This is a genomic window from Microbacterium sp. NPDC089698, from assembly GCF_044749045.1.
GTDB lineage: Bacteria > Actinomycetota > Actinomycetes > Actinomycetales > Microbacteriaceae > Microbacterium.
The window spans coordinates 57,778-71,428 of record NZ_JBIVHE010000001.1 but is presented as its reverse complement, the minus strand read 5'-3'; the positions used below and the strand labels follow the sequence as shown (position 1 = coordinate 71,428).

Below are 13,651 nucleotides of genomic sequence, written 5' to 3'. Positions count from 1 at the left end.
GGGACCGCGTTTTGCGGCCAATGTATGGAACTCTCAGGAACGATCCGTATTATTACGGAGTTGTAACACCACTCCGTTCCCCCGATGGCGGAGACGTCACACCCTCTCCGCTGCCCGAGGAGCACATCATCAGTTCGCGAGCCCCCGAAACTGCGCACACCCCTGCCCGCACGCCAGAGTCCCCGTCTGCGACCGCCGGCACCCCCGCGCCCCGTTCGCGACGCGAGATGAGGGAACAGGCCGCCGCACAGTCGTCCGCCCCCGCGCAGACCGCCGGCGCCTCCGCCTTCTCCCGGACCCCCGCCGAGCCCGCAGCCTCCCCGCGGTTCTCCCCCACGACGCCTCAGGCGCACCTCCCCGCGCCTCCTCGTGCCCCCCAGCCCACGACCCGCTCCGCAGCCCCCGAGCAGCTGCCGGCGCATGTCGTCCCGGCCGGCAAGCGCCGCCGCCGCGGTGCCAAGAACCTCAGCCGCAGCACGGGCGCCGCGCTCGCGATCTCCGCACTCGTGGTCGGCACGGCGCTCCCCGCCCTCGGAATGGTCCGCGCGAGCGACGCCAAGCCCGCGACCAGCGCAGCCGCGGACATCCGCGCCCAGTCGTTCACGGCCGCCAACGGCGTGCTCCCCGACGTCCAGGTGCACGGCACGTTCACCGCCACCACGCCGTCCGAGCTCAGTGCGATGCAGGCCGCGACGGCCGCCGCCGAGCGCTCCGGCGTGGCCTCGATCGCCAAGCCCGGCCAGGTCATCTATCCGATGGCGGCGGGTTCCTACACGCTGACCGACGGCTTCGGCGCGGCGCGCACGGGCCGCAGCCACATGGGACAGGACTTCGCCGCACCCATCGGCACCCCCATCTACGCGGCCGCGGACGGCTGCGTCACGCTCTCCTCGGAGAGCTACCAGGGCTACGGCGTCACGGTCGAGATCGCCCACCCCGCGCTGAGCGGCAGCAACGCCGTCTCGACCCTCTACGGGCACATGACCTACGGCAGCCGCGCGGTCCAGGCCGGTGAGTGCGTCACGGCCGGTCAGTTCATCGGCCGTGTCGGCGACACCGGCTGGACGGTCGGTTCCTGCCTGCACTTCGAGGTGCACATCAACGACAGCGCGATCGATCCGCTCGCCTGGCTCGAGTCCAACGTCTTCTGATCCGACGCCGGATCGCGACGAGGCCCCCGCTCCGGCGGGGGCCTCATCGTCTTTCCCCGGCCGATCCGCCGGTCAATGGTGCGCGTGCGGATCCACGAGCGGCAGGTCGGCGCCTCCGCCGTGATCGTGCACGCCCCCGTTCGCCCCGGCGTCCGTCTGCGCCAGGCCCGGCGTGACGAGCGCGGCGACGAGCACGGCCCCCAGGACCGTGCCCGCCGCCCTCGTACGGGACCCCCGGACCGTGGCCTCCCCGCCATCGGCCCCGGCGTCCCCCTCCGCCCCCGACCGTGCCGCCATCGCTCCCGATGCGACGACGAGCACGGTGGCGGCAGCGATCGCGATGACCGGCGCTCCGCCGAGGAGAGCCCCCGCCCCCAGGACCACCGCGATGATCGCGCCGACCGCTGCGCCTCTCCCCCGCCTGATGCGCCCCGCGCGGAGGACCGCGATGCCCCAGCCGAGCTCCGCGACGCCGAGGATCAGCATGGGCGCCAGCAGCACGACCGCGGTCCCGCCGGCACCGGTGACAGAGGCGCCGATCGCGAGGTGGATCAGGCCCGCGCCCCAGGCGAGGAGCGCGGGCCAGCTGCGCAGCACGACGACCTCAGGCCATCGCCCTGCGCGGCGTGTCGCGCTCGACCCCGATCCCGACCGCGAGCAGCAGCAGCGCGCTCGCGAGGTGCAGGAAATGATCGAACGTGTTCAGGGCGAGGATGTTCGCCGCCGTCCCGACCAGGAAGAACCCGACGATGCCGAGCAGCAGGTAGGCCGCGCCCACGACGGTGTTGGCGCCCTTCGCCGCCCGGGTGGAGACGAGGCCCGCCACGAGCAGCGCTGCGCCGATGAGCAGGTGCGCGACGTTGTGCAGCGGATTGACCATGAAGATGCCGAGCAGCATTCCGCCCTGGGTGGCCAAGAAGGACACTCCTCCGGTGACGGCGAAGCCGAGCGCGCCGACGACGATGTACACGGCGCCGAAGACGACGCCGATCAGACGGTTGGGTGACGAGCGCATTTCTCCTCCTCGAGTGCGGCCCGATGCCGCTCACCCTCTGTTCGGAGTGCTCCGCCGATCGGATGGGACGCTCCGCGCCCCGGCCGTCGACGACCGGATCCCGCCACCGATCGCGCCGGATGTCGTCATGTGTCAGGGATCCTGTCATACGCGGCCTCCCGCCCCTATCATCGAGCGATGAGCACTCGCCCCTTCCGTGCGGACATCGTCGGCAGCTTCCTCCGTCCCGCGGCCTTGAAGGCCGCCCGGCAGAGCCACGCGGACGGCCGGCTCGACGCCGCCGGGCTGAGGGCCGCCGAGGACGCCGCCGTCGCTGACCTCGTGACGAAGCAGGCGGATGCCGGCCTGCTCCCCGCGACGGACGGGGAGTTCCGCCGTTCCTGGTGGCACTTCGACTTCTTCGACTTCCTCGAGGGCGTCGACATCGTCGAGCTGGACCACGGGATCCAGTTCCGCGGAGTGCAGACCAAGCCGCGCGGCGTCGAGATCTCCGGCCCGATCCGCTTCGATCCCGCCCACCCCTTCCTCGCGCACTACTCCGCACTGCAGGAGGCCGTCGGCGGTTCGACGGGAGCCGTCCCGAAGTTCACGATCCCGGCGCCGACCGTGCTCGATTTCCGCCTCGAGCCCGACCACATCATCGCGAAGGAGTACGACGGCAGGGACGCGATCGTGGACGACCTCGTGCAGGCCTATCGCGACGCCCTGGCCGCCTTCTACGACGCCGGCGCCCGCTATCTCCAGCTCGACGACACGGCCTGGGCGTATCTGTGCTCCGAGACCGAGCTGGCCAAGGCCCGCGAGCGCGGCATCGTGACCGGCGGCATCGCCGAGCGGTACGCCGACGTCCTCAACCGCGTGCTCGCGGGCAAGCCGGACGACCTCGTCGTCACCACCCACGTGTGCCGCGGCAACTTCCGCTCCACCTGGATCTCCTCGGGAGGTTACGAACCCGTCGCCGAGCAGCTCCTGGACGCCGTCGACTACGACGGCTACTTCCTCGAGTACGACAGCGACCGCGCCGGCGGGTTCGAGCCGCTGCGGTACCTGCCGCAGGGCGACAAGACCGTGGTGCTGGGGCTGGTGACGTCGAAGAGCGGCGAACCGGAGGATCCCGCCGCCGTCAAGCGCCGCATCGACGAGGCCGCCGCGTTCGCGCCGCTCGAGCAGCTCGCACTGAGCCCGCAGTGCGGCTTCGCCTCGACCGAGGAGGGCAACGTGCTCACCGAGGACGAGCAGTGGGCGAAGATCCGCTCCGTCGTGGACATCGCCGCCGACGTGTGGCGCTGAGCGGATCCTCGCCCTGCGGCGTCAGGCCGACGTGATCCGCGACAATCGGCTCGCCCGCCGGCCGACCGTGCTGGTCGCCCAGCCTGCCCGGATCACCCGCATCGCGTCCCGCGCGAGCTCCGTGCCGTCGTCGTAGACGTCGCGCCAGATGGAGAGCCCCGTGGCGCCTTCCGGGGCGAGGACCGACCGCGAGAACGCCTCGACGCCCCAGCGGCCCTGATAGCGGGCGTCGAGCGCATCGCGGACGATGCCGGGGATGTCGATCGCACCGCCGCCTGACCCCCTCCCCTGCCCTTCCCGGTCACCCCGCCCCGCCACTCCGTCGCCCCCACCTCCGAGTCGTCCCCGCCAGCGGACCCCCTGGCGTGCGCTGACAGGGACGACGCGGAAGGTAGGGGTCAGAGTGTTCTGAATTTACCTCTTGTCATTACCTATTGCCATAGGTATTCTGACCGCAGGCTGGCTCATCGTCGAGCAGGGCCGGAACGCTCCGCCCGCAGTGCCGCGTGCGGACCCGCCGAAAGGATGCCGATCCGTGTCACGCACCACACCCGTCGCGAACCCGATCGCGGCGCGCGCACTCGTCGACGACTTCTCGCTCGAGATGACCGGGAAGGACGTCCCCGGACTGGAGGAGGCCCGCGACACGATCCCCGCCGGGACGAAGATCAACGTCACGTTCCTCGGCAACGAGGATCTCGAGATGCGCGTGGCCGCCGCCCAGGCGGTCCGGGATCTGGGCTTCGTGCCGGTCCCTCACATCTCCGCCCGCCGCCTGCGGTCGCGCGCGCAGCTCGAGGAGTTCCTCACCCGGCTGCAGGACGTGGGCGCCACCGAGCACGTGTTCGTCGTCGGAGGGGATCCCGCCTCGCCGGACGGGCCCTACGCCTCCGCCTTCGATGTCATCTACACCGGCCTCCTGCTCGACTACGGCGTGCGCGAGGTCTCGATCGCCGGCTACCCCGAGGGGCACCCCGACATCGCCGATGACGAGCTGTGGCGCCACCTCGAGAGCAAGTCGGCGGTGCTCGCGGAGCAGGGGCTGGACGCCGTGATCCTCAGCCAATTCGCCTTCGACACGGATCCGGTCCTGGCCTGGATCGACCAGGTGCGCGCACGCGGTATCGCCTCCGAGATCAGGGTGGGAACGCCGGGACCCGCCGGGGTCAAGCGCCTCCTCGGATTCGCCCGCCGCTTCGGCATCGGGGCGAACGCGATGATCGTGAAGAAGTACGGCTTCTCCCTCACGAACCTCATGGGGACGGCGGGACCGGATGCGTTCGTCTCCGATCTGTCCGCGCTGCTCGCCGCCGACCCGGGGACCGGCGCCGTCAAGCTGCACTTCTACACGTTCGGCGGCCTGCTCGCCACGTCGGCGTGGGCGCGCGACTTCGTCGCCCCCCGCGTCTGAGGAGGCCGGGATGACCATCCACGTCGAGGGGCTGCGCGACGACGCCTGCCTGATCGTGCACGGCCCGGACCAGCCGGGGATCGTCTCGGCGGTCAGCGCGCTGATCACCCGCAACCGCGGCAACATCGTGTCGCTCGACCAGTACACCGACGATCCTCAGGGCGGGGAGTTCTTCCAGCGCGTGGTGTTCCACCGGGACGACCTGTCCGCGGCGATCCCCGATCTCGAGGCCGACCTCGCCGCCACGCTCGGACCGCTCGGCCTGACCTGGCGCCTCACCGACCGGTCCGTGCCGAAGCGGATGGCAGTGCTCGCCTCCACGAGCGACCACTGCCTGCTCGAACTCCTCTGGCGGCACCGGCGCGGCGAGCTGCCGGTGACGATCCCGATGGTGATCAGCAACCACACGAACGTCGCCGAAGACGTCCGCTCCTTCGGCATCCCCTTCTTCCACGTGCCGTCGCAGGGACCGGACAAGTCCGCGGCGGAGGCCAGGATCCTCGAGCTCGTGAAGGGCAACGTCGACTTCCTCGTTCTGGCCCGGTACATGCAGATCATCTCCGAGGAGTTCCTCGACGAGGTCGACGTGCCCGTCATCAACATCCACCACTCCTTCCTGCCGGCGTTCATCGGCGCGGCCCCCTACCGCAAGGCCAAGGAGCGCGGCGTGAAGCTCATCGGCGCGACCAGCCACTACGTCACCAAGGTCCTCGACGAGGGCCCGATCATCGAGCAGGACGTCGCGCGCGTGGACCACTCGATGAGCGCGGCCGGCTTGCAGGCCCGCGGTGCCTATGTCGAACGCGCCGTGCTCTCCCGCGCGGTGCAGTGGCACGCCGAGGACCGGGTGATCCGCAACGGCAATCAGACCGTCGTCTTCACCGACCGTCCCTGACCCCGACCACCACGAAAGAACAAGAGAGGGCTTCCATGGCCGACAACCTCCAGCAGCTGATCGACGAGACCAACCCCGTCGAACTCCTGCGCAACTCTCAGATCGGGTCGTACATCTACCCGGTCGTGCCCGCCGACTTCAGCAGCTGGATCAAGGAGCAGCGGGCCTGGCGCGACACCGCGGTGCTCTACGACCAGTCCCATCACATGGACAACGTGTTCCTGAGGGGCTCGGACGCGATCCGCCTGATCAGCGACACCGCGATCAACTCGGTCGCGAACTTCCCCGTCGACCGGGCGAAGCAGTACGTGCCGACCACCGCCTCGGGCCACGTCATCGGCGACGGGATCCTGTTCCGCGAGGCCGAGGACGAGTACGTCTACGTCGGCCGGGCCCCGGCCTCGAACTGGCTGATGTACCACGGCGAGACCGGCGGCTACGCGAACCTCGAGGTGACCGTCGACCGGCGTTCGCCCTCCCGCCCCTACGGACATCCGGTCTCGCGTCGTTACTACCGCTTCCAGATCCAGGGGCCCAAGGCCTGGCAGGTCATCGAGAAGCTCAACGGCGGCCCGCTCGAGGAGCTGCGGTTCTTCAGCATGTCCACGATGGCGATCGAGGGCGCGCAGGTGCGCACGCTGCGCCATGGCATGGCCGGCGCCCCCGGCCTCGAGGTCTGGGGCCCCTACGAGGACCATGACCGCGTCCGCGATGCGATCGTCACGGCCGGCGCCGAATTCGGACTGCTGCCGGTCGGATCCCGCGCCTACCCGTCCAACACCCTCGAGTCGGGCTGGATCCCCTCGCCCCTCCCCGCGATCTACACCGGCGAGGCCGAGCGCGGCTACCGGGAGTGGCTCGGCGCGGACAGCTACGAGGCCACCGGCACGCTGGCCGGCTCGTTCGCGTCCTCCGACATCGAGGACTACTACCTCACGCCCTGGGAGCTCGGCTACGGATCCTTCGTGAAGTTCGATCATGACTTCATCGGCCGCGACGCGCTCGAGAAGATCGACCCGGCGACGCAGCGCCGGAAGGTCACGCTCGCCTGGGACGCCGAGGACATGACCAAGATCTTCGGCTCGCTGTTCGACGTGGACGGCCCCAGTTACAAGTTCTTCGACCTGCCGCTCGCGAACTACGGCTCCGCCAACTACGACTCGGTCGTGGACGCCGACGGCAACGTCGTCGGATTCTCCATGTTCACCGGCTACAGCGCGAACGAGCGCCGGGCGCTCTCGCTCGCGACCGTCGCCCCGGACGTCCCCGAGGGCGCGGAGATCCGTGTGCTCTGGGGCGAGGGGCCGAACACCGCGAAGGCGACCGTCGAGCCGCACGAGCAGCTGGCGGTCCGCGCGGTCGTCAGCCCGACACCGTACTCCTCGGTCGCCCGGCAGACCTACCAGGGCGGGTGGCGCACCGGCTACCGGAGCTGAAGACCGTCATCCCGGCAGTAGGCTCGACGCGGGAGGAACCGCATGAGTCTGCGCTACGCAATCCTGGCGATCCTGCGCGTCGGGCCGCTGTCGGGATACGACCTGCAGAAGCAGTTCTCGCAATCCGTGGGCCACGTCTGGCATGCCCCGGACTCGCAGATCTATCCGGAGCTGCGCAAGATGGAGGCCGCCGGGCTCATCGAGGGCGAGGAGCAGGCCCGTGGTCAGCGCGGCACCCGGCGCATGTACACGGTGACCCCTGCCGGCGACGCCGACTACCTCGCGTGGATGCAGACGCCCCTGGACTACCAGCGCGTCCGCGATCCCGCGCACCTGCGCGCCGCCTATCTGGAGAACACCACGCCGGACGCGGCGCGCGACTTCCTGCGCCGCCACATCGCGCAGTGGGAGGGCGAGCTGGAGCAGTGGGAGGGCGAGCTCACCCACATCGAGAACCTCAGCAACCCGATGCTGACGCGCCGGCTGAACGTCACTCCGGGCAGTGAGCGCGAGCGCACGATCGCGTACAAGAGGTTCGCCTACGAGGGCCTGGTCGAGCGGGCGCGGCTTGAGATCGCCTGGGCCCGGCGCGGCCTCGACCTCGTCGACCGGCTCGGCGAGTAGCCGGCGCCCGCGCTCACCGGGATCCGGCGAGCGCCTCGCGATCGATCTCCTCCTGGTTCTCCACGTACGGCGTGCCGTGCGTGTGGAAGGTGGCGACCGTCTTCATGCCCCAGGCCTGGCCCTTGGCACGCTCGGCCTGGCTCCACTCGACGACCGGCCAGTCGGGATCCAGCAGGAGCCTGGCCTGCGCGTTCGCGAACTCGATGCGGTTGCCGCCCGGCTCCCAGACGTAGAGGAAGAAGGTCTGGTTGATCGCGTGCTTGTAGGGCCCGTACTCGATGTGGATCCCGTTCTCGAGGCAGATGTCGGCGGCCTTCAGGATGTCCTCGCGGGAGTCCGGCGCGAACGCGAAGTGATGGAAGCGGCCTCGGCTGCCCGTCCAGTCCGCGGAGTAGACGACGTCGTAGGACTTCTGATGGAACCGGAACCATCGCGCGGCGTAGCGGCCGTCGTCCTGGCGCACCCGCTCGGACTCCCGCGCGCGCATGACCTCGGCCCAGAACTCCCCTGCGGCGGTGACGTCGCTCGCGAGGTAGTTGATGTGGTCCATGCGGCGGGCATTGATGCCGCGTCCGGGATACGCGGAGGCCTGGTTCTTCAGCGCGGGCCGGTCCTCGTCGTCCGGCACGTAGAGCTCCGTCTCGTAGTGCAGCGCCATGAGGTGCCCGTCCGGATCTTCGAACTCGTAGAAGGGACCGACGCCGACCTCGGGTTCGCGCCAGCCGTGCCCGAGTCCGGTCGCCTCGATCGCGGCCACCCGGCGCTCGAGCGCCTCCTGGCTGGTCGTGCGGAAGAGCGTGCGCCCGACCCCGTTGGTGTCGGATGCCGTGAGCTTGAGCGTGTAGCGCTGGTACTCGTCCCAGCAGCGCAGGTACGCGGAGTCGCCGATCCGGGCGACCTCGCGCATCGCGCAGATGTCCCGGAAGAAGTGCAGGCTCTCCTCGAACCGAGGGGTGTGCAGTTCGATCGCGCCGAGGTGGGCGAGATCGAAGTTGTCGCTGGTCGCCATGGGATCCGTCCTTGCTCTGGTCGTGTGAGGTCCGTCGTCAGCGCCGCGGACGCGGGAAGACGATGCCGTCGAAGATCTTGCGCGCGGTGCGCATCGACCGGGACGACGCCCGCCACGCACCGTCGTCCCCGCGTGAGACGTCGACGCGGGTGCGGAGCACCCCGGCGGGGTGCTCGATGTCGTGCTCCGGTCCTGCGGGCAGCCGGGCGAGGTCGTGTCCGACGGCGCCGGGGATCCGGATGCCCGCAGCGACCGAGGCCGCCATCAGGACACCGATCGACGCGTGCACGCGGAAGGGGATGAACGCCTGCGTGGAGATCGTCCCGCCGTGCCGGGGCGGCGAGAGCAGCACCACCTTGGGCACGGTCTGCTCCCTCACGTCGCCCAGGCCGAACAGCGGTCCGGCTTCGCGGCGGATCTCCTCGACGGCCGCGCACAGCCGAGCATCCGCCTCGAGTGCGCCCGGATCCTCGTCCCCCGACACACCGAGCGACGCGGCATCCACGAGCACGACGGGCATGCCGTTGTCGACCAGTGTCACGCGGCGTCCGGCGAGCTCCTGCGCCGCCAGGCCGGTCGGGAGCACGGGACCTGCACCGGCGCCGAGCCGGAGCTCGATTGCTCCTGCCGTGCCGGGAACGCCGTCGATCGCCACGTCGCCGTCGTAATCGGAGATCCCGGCCGGCGTCGCGAACGTGGCCGTCGCCACGCCGCCCGTGTTGCGCAGCCGGATGCGCGCCGTGGTCATTCCGTCAACGCCGGCCGGCAGGAGCCCGCGCTCGACGGCGAAGGGTCCCACCGCGGCGAGGAGGTTGCCGCAGGTCTGCGCGGCGCCCACCGTGGCACGGTCGACGCCGACCTGAAGGAAGAGGTAGTCGAGATCCGCGTCCCGATCCTCGGAGACGGACACGATGGCGGCTTTGGAGGTCAGCGGGTGCCCGCCCCCGAGGCCGTCGATCTGGCGTGGATCCGGGCTGCCCAGGAGCCGGAGCATCAGGTCATCACGCTCCTCGGGATCGGCCGGTACGTCGGAGGCGAGGAAGAAGGCCCCCTTCGACGTCCCGCCGCGCAACAGCATGCAGCGGATGCCTTCGGGGTGGGCGCTCCGGGCAGTCTCGTCAGCGCCCATCGCCGCTCCGCCGGGCGACGCGCTCGATGCCGAGACGGTCGAGCACCGCCCGCAGGCCCCCGACGTCCATCGAGATCTCGCCCGCCCGATAGCGCTCCCGCGCCGCCGCCTCGCGCTCCGCTCGCCGCCGCGACGCATCCAGCGCCTCGGCCGCACGCGCGCGCGGGACGATCGTGACGCCGTCGTCGTCGGCGACCACGATGTCACCCGGCTCGACCACGACGCCGTCCAGCACGATCGGCACGTTCACCGATCCGGCTGTCTCCTTCACGGTGCCCTGCGCGGTGATGTGCGCCGTCCACACGGGGAACCGCATGGCCCGCAGCTCTGCGACGTCGCGCACCCCGGCGGAGGTGACGTAGCCGCCCACCCCTCGAACCTGCATCTGGGTCGCCATGAGCTCACCGATGAAGCCGTGCGGCGACTCGGACGCCGGCGCCACGACGATGATGTCGCCCTCCCGCGCCTGCTCGATCGCGGCATGCACCATCAGGTTGTCGCCCACGGCAGGGAGCACGGTGATCGCACTGCCGGAGACCACGACGCCCTCCTGGATCGGCCGGATCCGCGCCCCTGCGCAGCCGATCCGGCCCAGGGCTTCGTGCACCGTCGCGGATCCGAATGCGGCGAGTGCATCGACGAGTGCACGCTCGGCGCGGTCGATGTCTGTGACGATGACGGGGCTCACGCCAGCACGTCCGTGACTTGGGGGTAATAGCGCATGTACGCCTCGGCTAGCGTCTCGTGGGCGAGGCCGAGGTTGGGGCCCGCGTTGCGCTTCAGCTGAACACCGCGTCGCACGGCGAGATCGGTGTAGTACGCCCACATGTGCTGCTGGGCGGGAAGGCGCTCCATCGCCGCCCGCTTGCGTGGGAACGCGGTGGTGATGTCCAGCAGCACGCCGGGCGTGAAGCCGGACTGCTCGCTCTGATGCGGCTCGAAGAAGAAGACCGGCGGGGCGCCGATGACGTCGCCCGGTCCCGGATAGCCGCCATCCGCGTTCGCGACGCCGATCGCCTGCGCGAGGACTCTCGCCTCCAGGGCCATCCGAGCCGCCGCCGGATGGTCGCCGTTGTACGGATCCGCGAGGGGATGAGTCAGCAGCACCGTCGGCTGCAGGCGCCGGAACGCGTCGACCAGAGCCGTGACCGCCTCCGCCGACTCCCGCAGCGGATAGTCGCCGAGGTCGAGGAACTCGATCTCGGCCCCGAGCGCCTGCGCGGCCTCCGTGGCCTCCGCCCGCCGGATCGCCTTGATCTCATCGAGCCCCTTGCCGGCAAGCCACTGACTCGCGGACTCCCCGCGCTCCCCGTAGGACAGGCAGATCACGACCGCGCGCTCGCCGCGCATCGCGGCGAGCGCGATCGCGCCCCCGGCCCGCCACACGAAGTCGCCCGCGTGCGCACTGACCACCACCAGACAGGGCGTGCGCTGCGACATGGGGCTCCTCGGGTTCCGCGCCGGATCGGGCCGGCCGGCGCCGCTCGTCGCTGCGCCGGCCCCCACACAAGCACAGCGTCTCCTCTGGGGTCAAGGATTGTCGCCAATTTTGTCGACTATTATTTCCCTCTTCGCTTTACCTATGGACAGAGGGAATGGTTTTCCGTACCATCGGGCCTCAGATCGGGCTGAAGAAGGCCACGATCAGCCGGATCGACGTCAAGGGAGACACCATGGCCAGCACCCTGCAGGAACTGCTCGACGAGAAGGGCGATGCGGTCCGGATGCTGCGCGACTCGCCCCTCGGCACGTACATCTATCCGGTCGTGCCGGCCGAGTTCACGAACTGGCGGCGCGAGCAGAAGGCGTGGCGGGAGACCGCTGTGCTCTACGACCAGACGCACCACATGGTGAACTTCTTCGTCTCGGGCCCTGACGCGCTGCGCCTGCTTTCGGAGACCGGCATCAACTCGTTCGCGAACTTCCCCGTCGACACCGCGAAGCAGTTCGTCCCCACCGCGTCCCATGGAGGCGTGATCGGCGACGGCATCCTGTTCCACGAGGCCGAGCAGGACTACGTGTATGTCGGTCGCGCTCCCGGCGCCAACTGGCTGCAGTTCCATGCGGAGACGGGCGGCTACGACGTCGAATCCCGCTACGACGACCGGTCGCCGTCGCGCCCCTACGGCCAGGCCGTGCATCGCGAGTACTACCGCTTCCAGATTCAGGGGCCGAACGCCTGGGCGATCATCGAGAAGCTCGCCGGTGGTCCCGTGGAGCCGGTGCGCTTCTTCCGGATGGGGCGCATGACGATCGCCGGCGAGCAGGTGCGCACGCTCCGGCACGGCATGGCGGGAGCACCGGGCCTCGAGCTCTGGGGCCCGTATGCGCAGCACGGGAAGATCCGCGACGCCATCCTCGAGGCCGGCCGCGAGTTCGGCATCGAGCCCTGCGGATCCCGTGCGTACTCCTCGAACACCCTGGAGTCGGGATGGATCCCCTCTCCGCTTCCGGCCATCTACACGGGTGAGGCGGAGCGCGCCTACCGGGAGTGGTTGCCGGCGACCGCCTATGAGGCCATCAACGCCGTGGCGGGGTCGTTCGTGTCCGAGGACATCGAGGACTACTACCTCAACCCCTGGGAGCTCGGTTACGGATCCTTCGTGAAGTTCGACCACGACTTCATCGGCCGCGACGCGCTCGAGAAGATCGACCCCGCGACGCAGCGCAAGAAGGTGACGCTCGCCTGGAACGACGAGGATCTCGGGAAGATCCTCGCGAGCACGATCGACCGGACCGGTCCCGGCTACCAGTTCTTCGACCTCCCGAACGCGAACTACGGATCCTCGAACTACGACGCGGTGATCGACGCGGACGGCCGGACCGTGGGGCTCTCGCTGTTCACCGGCGTCACCGCGAACGAGCGGCGGGGCCTCTCCCTCGCGACCGTCGACCACGATGTCCCGATCGGCGCCGAGGTGCGAGTCGTCTGGGGCGAACCTGACGGCGGTTCACAGAAGACCACCGTCGAACCGCACGAGCAGTTCGCCGTGCGCGCCGTGGTCAGCCCGGTGCCGTACGCGGCGACGGCGCGCACCGAGTACCAGGGCGGGTGGCGCACGACCGGGACCTGACCTTCGGCGACGGCATCACGAGGGCGCGGGGATCGCGGCCCCGGAGAGATACAGCCCGCGGAGTCACGCCCCGCTCAGGGCACGAGGTCCGTGGCGCCCGCCCGGAACTCGGAGAGGGTGTGCGATTCGAGCGTGCGGCGCGCACGGCGGAGGTAGTCCGCCAAGGCCGCGGTCTCCTCTTCTGCGAAGCCCGTCGTCAGCAGCCGCTCCAACTCGGCCAGCCGCGGCGCGGTGCGGGCCACCGCCGCCGCGCCCTCCTCGGTGAGGAAGAGCAGCAGCCGCCGAGCGTGGCCCGGATCGCGCTCCCGTCGCACCAGACCCGCGTCGAGGAGCGGATCCATGGTCTGCGCCATCGTCTGGGCGCGGACGAACGACCGTCGCGCGAGCTCGGAGCTGGTGATGCCCGGACGCCGCTCCAGCACCGTGAGCGCCGTGAACTGCGCGATCGTCATGCCGGCCTGAGCGCAGACCTCCTCGAAATAGGGACGGAGCGCGAGCTCGAGCTGCTTGATGACATATGTGAAGTTCGTGCCTTCCATCAAGACCTTTCCTCGCGACCCCGGATACAGGCTAGCTTTCGCGCGACCGCCGCGCATGCGCCGCTCCGGGCCTCCGGG

The 13,651-nt window shown here is 70.2% G+C and carries 15 protein-coding genes; 7 read left to right on the top strand and 8 right to left on the bottom strand.

What is annotated here, in order from left to right:
* Positions 1 to 227: 227 nt before the first annotated feature.
* The gene (locus ACIPY5_RS00330; protein ID WP_400965348.1) at positions 228 to 1,151 is read left to right on the top strand and encodes a peptidoglycan DD-metalloendopeptidase family protein; all 924 of its coding nucleotides are present in this window, start codon (positions 228 to 230) and stop codon (positions 1,149 to 1,151) included.
* 72 nt (positions 1,152 to 1,223) lie between these two features.
* Here ACIPY5_RS00330 and ACIPY5_RS00325 read toward each other — a convergent pair whose 3' ends face one another.
* Both ACIPY5_RS00325 and ACIPY5_RS00320 read right to left on the bottom strand, forming a co-directional pair.
* Positions 1,224 to 1,748 carry a hypothetical protein gene (locus ACIPY5_RS00325; protein WP_400965345.1) on the bottom strand — a complete coding sequence of 175 codons (525 nt, stop codon included), beginning with the start codon at positions 1,746 to 1,748 and terminating at the stop codon, positions 1,224 to 1,226.
* 7 nt (positions 1,749 to 1,755) lie between these two features.
* Complete coding sequence (locus tag ACIPY5_RS00320) at positions 1,756 to 2,166, bottom strand: DUF4383 domain-containing protein (protein WP_309342331.1); 411 nt, start codon at positions 2,164 to 2,166, stop codon at positions 1,756 to 1,758.
* Between the two features lie 177 nt (positions 2,167 to 2,343).
* Between ACIPY5_RS00320 and ACIPY5_RS00315 the strand changes: the two genes are divergently transcribed.
* Entirely contained in the window at positions 2,344 to 3,456 is a 1,113-nt protein-coding gene (locus ACIPY5_RS00315) for a 5-methyltetrahydropteroyltriglutamate--homocysteine S-methyltransferase (RefSeq protein ID WP_400965342.1), read from the top strand.
* A 21-nt stretch (positions 3,457 to 3,477) separates the two neighbouring features.
* On the opposite strand, the gene ACIPY5_RS00310 is transcribed toward ACIPY5_RS00315, so the two are convergent.
* Positions 3,478 to 3,774 carry a hypothetical protein gene (locus ACIPY5_RS00310; protein WP_400965340.1) on the bottom strand — a complete coding sequence of 99 codons (297 nt, stop codon included), beginning with the start codon at positions 3,772 to 3,774 and terminating at the stop codon, positions 3,478 to 3,480.
* A 286-nt stretch (positions 3,775 to 4,060) separates the two neighbouring features.
* Here ACIPY5_RS00310 and ACIPY5_RS00305 point away from each other — a divergent pair, with 286 nt between their 5' ends.
* From ACIPY5_RS00305 to ACIPY5_RS00290, 4 genes are read left to right on the top strand one after another with little or no spacing between them, the layout of a single operon-like run.
* A complete protein-coding gene (locus ACIPY5_RS00305) occupies positions 4,061 to 4,867 on the top strand; it encodes a methylenetetrahydrofolate reductase (protein WP_400968416.1) in 807 nt (268 codons plus the stop codon).
* Between the two features lie 10 nt (positions 4,868 to 4,877).
* Entirely contained in the window at positions 4,878 to 5,762 is an 885-nt protein-coding gene (gene purU, locus ACIPY5_RS00300; protein WP_400965337.1) for a formyltetrahydrofolate deformylase, read from the top strand.
* Between the two features lie 35 nt (positions 5,763 to 5,797).
* Positions 5,798 to 7,198 carry an aminomethyl transferase family protein gene (locus ACIPY5_RS00295; RefSeq protein ID WP_400965334.1) on the top strand — a complete coding sequence of 467 codons (1,401 nt, stop codon included), beginning with the start codon at positions 5,798 to 5,800 and terminating at the stop codon, positions 7,196 to 7,198.
* 42 nt (positions 7,199 to 7,240) lie between these two features.
* Positions 7,241 to 7,822 (top strand): PadR family transcriptional regulator, encoded by a 582-nt coding sequence (locus ACIPY5_RS00290; protein WP_400965331.1) that lies wholly within the window; start codon positions 7,241 to 7,243, stop codon positions 7,820 to 7,822.
* 13 nt (positions 7,823 to 7,835) lie between these two features.
* On the opposite strand, the gene ACIPY5_RS00285 is transcribed toward ACIPY5_RS00290, so the two are convergent.
* Genes ACIPY5_RS00285 through ACIPY5_RS00270 form a run of 4 tightly spaced genes read right to left on the bottom strand, consistent with a single transcriptional unit; the run spans position 7,836 to position 11,400 of the window.
* Positions 7,836 to 8,831, bottom strand: a complete 996-nt coding sequence (locus ACIPY5_RS00285) for a VOC family protein (protein WP_400965328.1) — start codon at positions 8,829 to 8,831, stop codon at positions 7,836 to 7,838.
* Between the two features lie 37 nt (positions 8,832 to 8,868).
* The gene (locus tag ACIPY5_RS00280; protein ID WP_400965325.1) at positions 8,869 to 9,960 is read right to left on the bottom strand and encodes a PrpF domain-containing protein; all 1,092 of its coding nucleotides are present in this window, start codon (positions 9,958 to 9,960) and stop codon (positions 8,869 to 8,871) included.
* A complete protein-coding gene (locus ACIPY5_RS00275) occupies positions 9,950 to 10,648 on the bottom strand; it encodes a 4-carboxy-4-hydroxy-2-oxoadipate aldolase/oxaloacetate decarboxylase (RefSeq protein ID WP_400965322.1) in 699 nt (232 codons plus the stop codon). Before ACIPY5_RS00275 ends, ACIPY5_RS00280 begins: the two co-directional genes overlap by 11 nt.
* Positions 10,645 to 11,400 (bottom strand): PIG-L deacetylase family protein, encoded by a 756-nt coding sequence (locus tag ACIPY5_RS00270; RefSeq protein WP_400965320.1) that lies wholly within the window; start codon positions 11,398 to 11,400, stop codon positions 10,645 to 10,647. Before ACIPY5_RS00270 ends, ACIPY5_RS00275 begins: the two co-directional genes overlap by 4 nt.
* Before the next feature lie 233 nt (positions 11,401 to 11,633).
* On the opposite strand from ACIPY5_RS00270, the gene ACIPY5_RS00265 reads away from it, so the two are divergent.
* Positions 11,634 to 13,034, top strand: a complete 1,401-nt coding sequence (locus ACIPY5_RS00265) for an aminomethyl transferase family protein (RefSeq protein WP_400968413.1) — start codon at positions 11,634 to 11,636, stop codon at positions 13,032 to 13,034.
* Between the two features lie 74 nt (positions 13,035 to 13,108).
* On the opposite strand, the gene ACIPY5_RS00260 is transcribed toward ACIPY5_RS00265, so the two are convergent.
* On the bottom strand, positions 13,109 to 13,573 hold the full coding sequence (locus tag ACIPY5_RS00260; protein ID WP_400965317.1) for a MarR family winged helix-turn-helix transcriptional regulator: 465 nt from the start codon (positions 13,571 to 13,573) through the stop codon (positions 13,109 to 13,111).
* Between the last annotated feature and the right edge of the window lie 78 nt (positions 13,574 to 13,651).

Coding starts and splice junctions, on each gene's coding strand:
- ACIPY5_RS00330 (WP_400965348.1), top strand. CDS start 228: ATGAGGGAACAGGCCGCCGCACAGTCGTCCGCCCCCGCGCAGACCGCC.
- ACIPY5_RS00320 (WP_309342331.1), bottom strand. CDS start 2,166: ATGCGCTCGTCACCCAACCGTCTGATCGGCGTCGTCTTCGGCGCCGTG.
- ACIPY5_RS00315 (WP_400965342.1), top strand. CDS start 2,344: ATGAGCACTCGCCCCTTCCGTGCGGACATCGTCGGCAGCTTCCTCCGT.
- ACIPY5_RS00305 (WP_400968416.1), top strand. CDS start 4,061: ATGACCGGGAAGGACGTCCCCGGACTGGAGGAGGCCCGCGACACGATC.
- purU (WP_400965337.1), top strand. CDS start 4,878: ATGACCATCCACGTCGAGGGGCTGCGCGACGACGCCTGCCTGATCGTG.
- ACIPY5_RS00295 (WP_400965334.1), top strand. CDS start 5,798: ATGGCCGACAACCTCCAGCAGCTGATCGACGAGACCAACCCCGTCGAA.
- ACIPY5_RS00290 (WP_400965331.1), top strand. CDS start 7,241: ATGAGTCTGCGCTACGCAATCCTGGCGATCCTGCGCGTCGGGCCGCTG.
- ACIPY5_RS00285 (WP_400965328.1), bottom strand. CDS start 8,831: ATGGCGACCAGCGACAACTTCGATCTCGCCCACCTCGGCGCGATCGAA.
- ACIPY5_RS00280 (WP_400965325.1), bottom strand. CDS start 9,960: ATGGGCGCTGACGAGACTGCCCGGAGCGCCCACCCCGAAGGCATCCGC.
- ACIPY5_RS00270 (WP_400965320.1), bottom strand. CDS start 11,400: ATGTCGCAGCGCACGCCCTGTCTGGTGGTGGTCAGTGCGCACGCGGGC.
- ACIPY5_RS00265 (WP_400968413.1), top strand. CDS start 11,634: ATGGCCAGCACCCTGCAGGAACTGCTCGACGAGAAGGGCGATGCGGTC.
- ACIPY5_RS00260 (WP_400965317.1), bottom strand. CDS start 13,573: ATGGAAGGCACGAACTTCACATATGTCATCAAGCAGCTCGAGCTCGCG.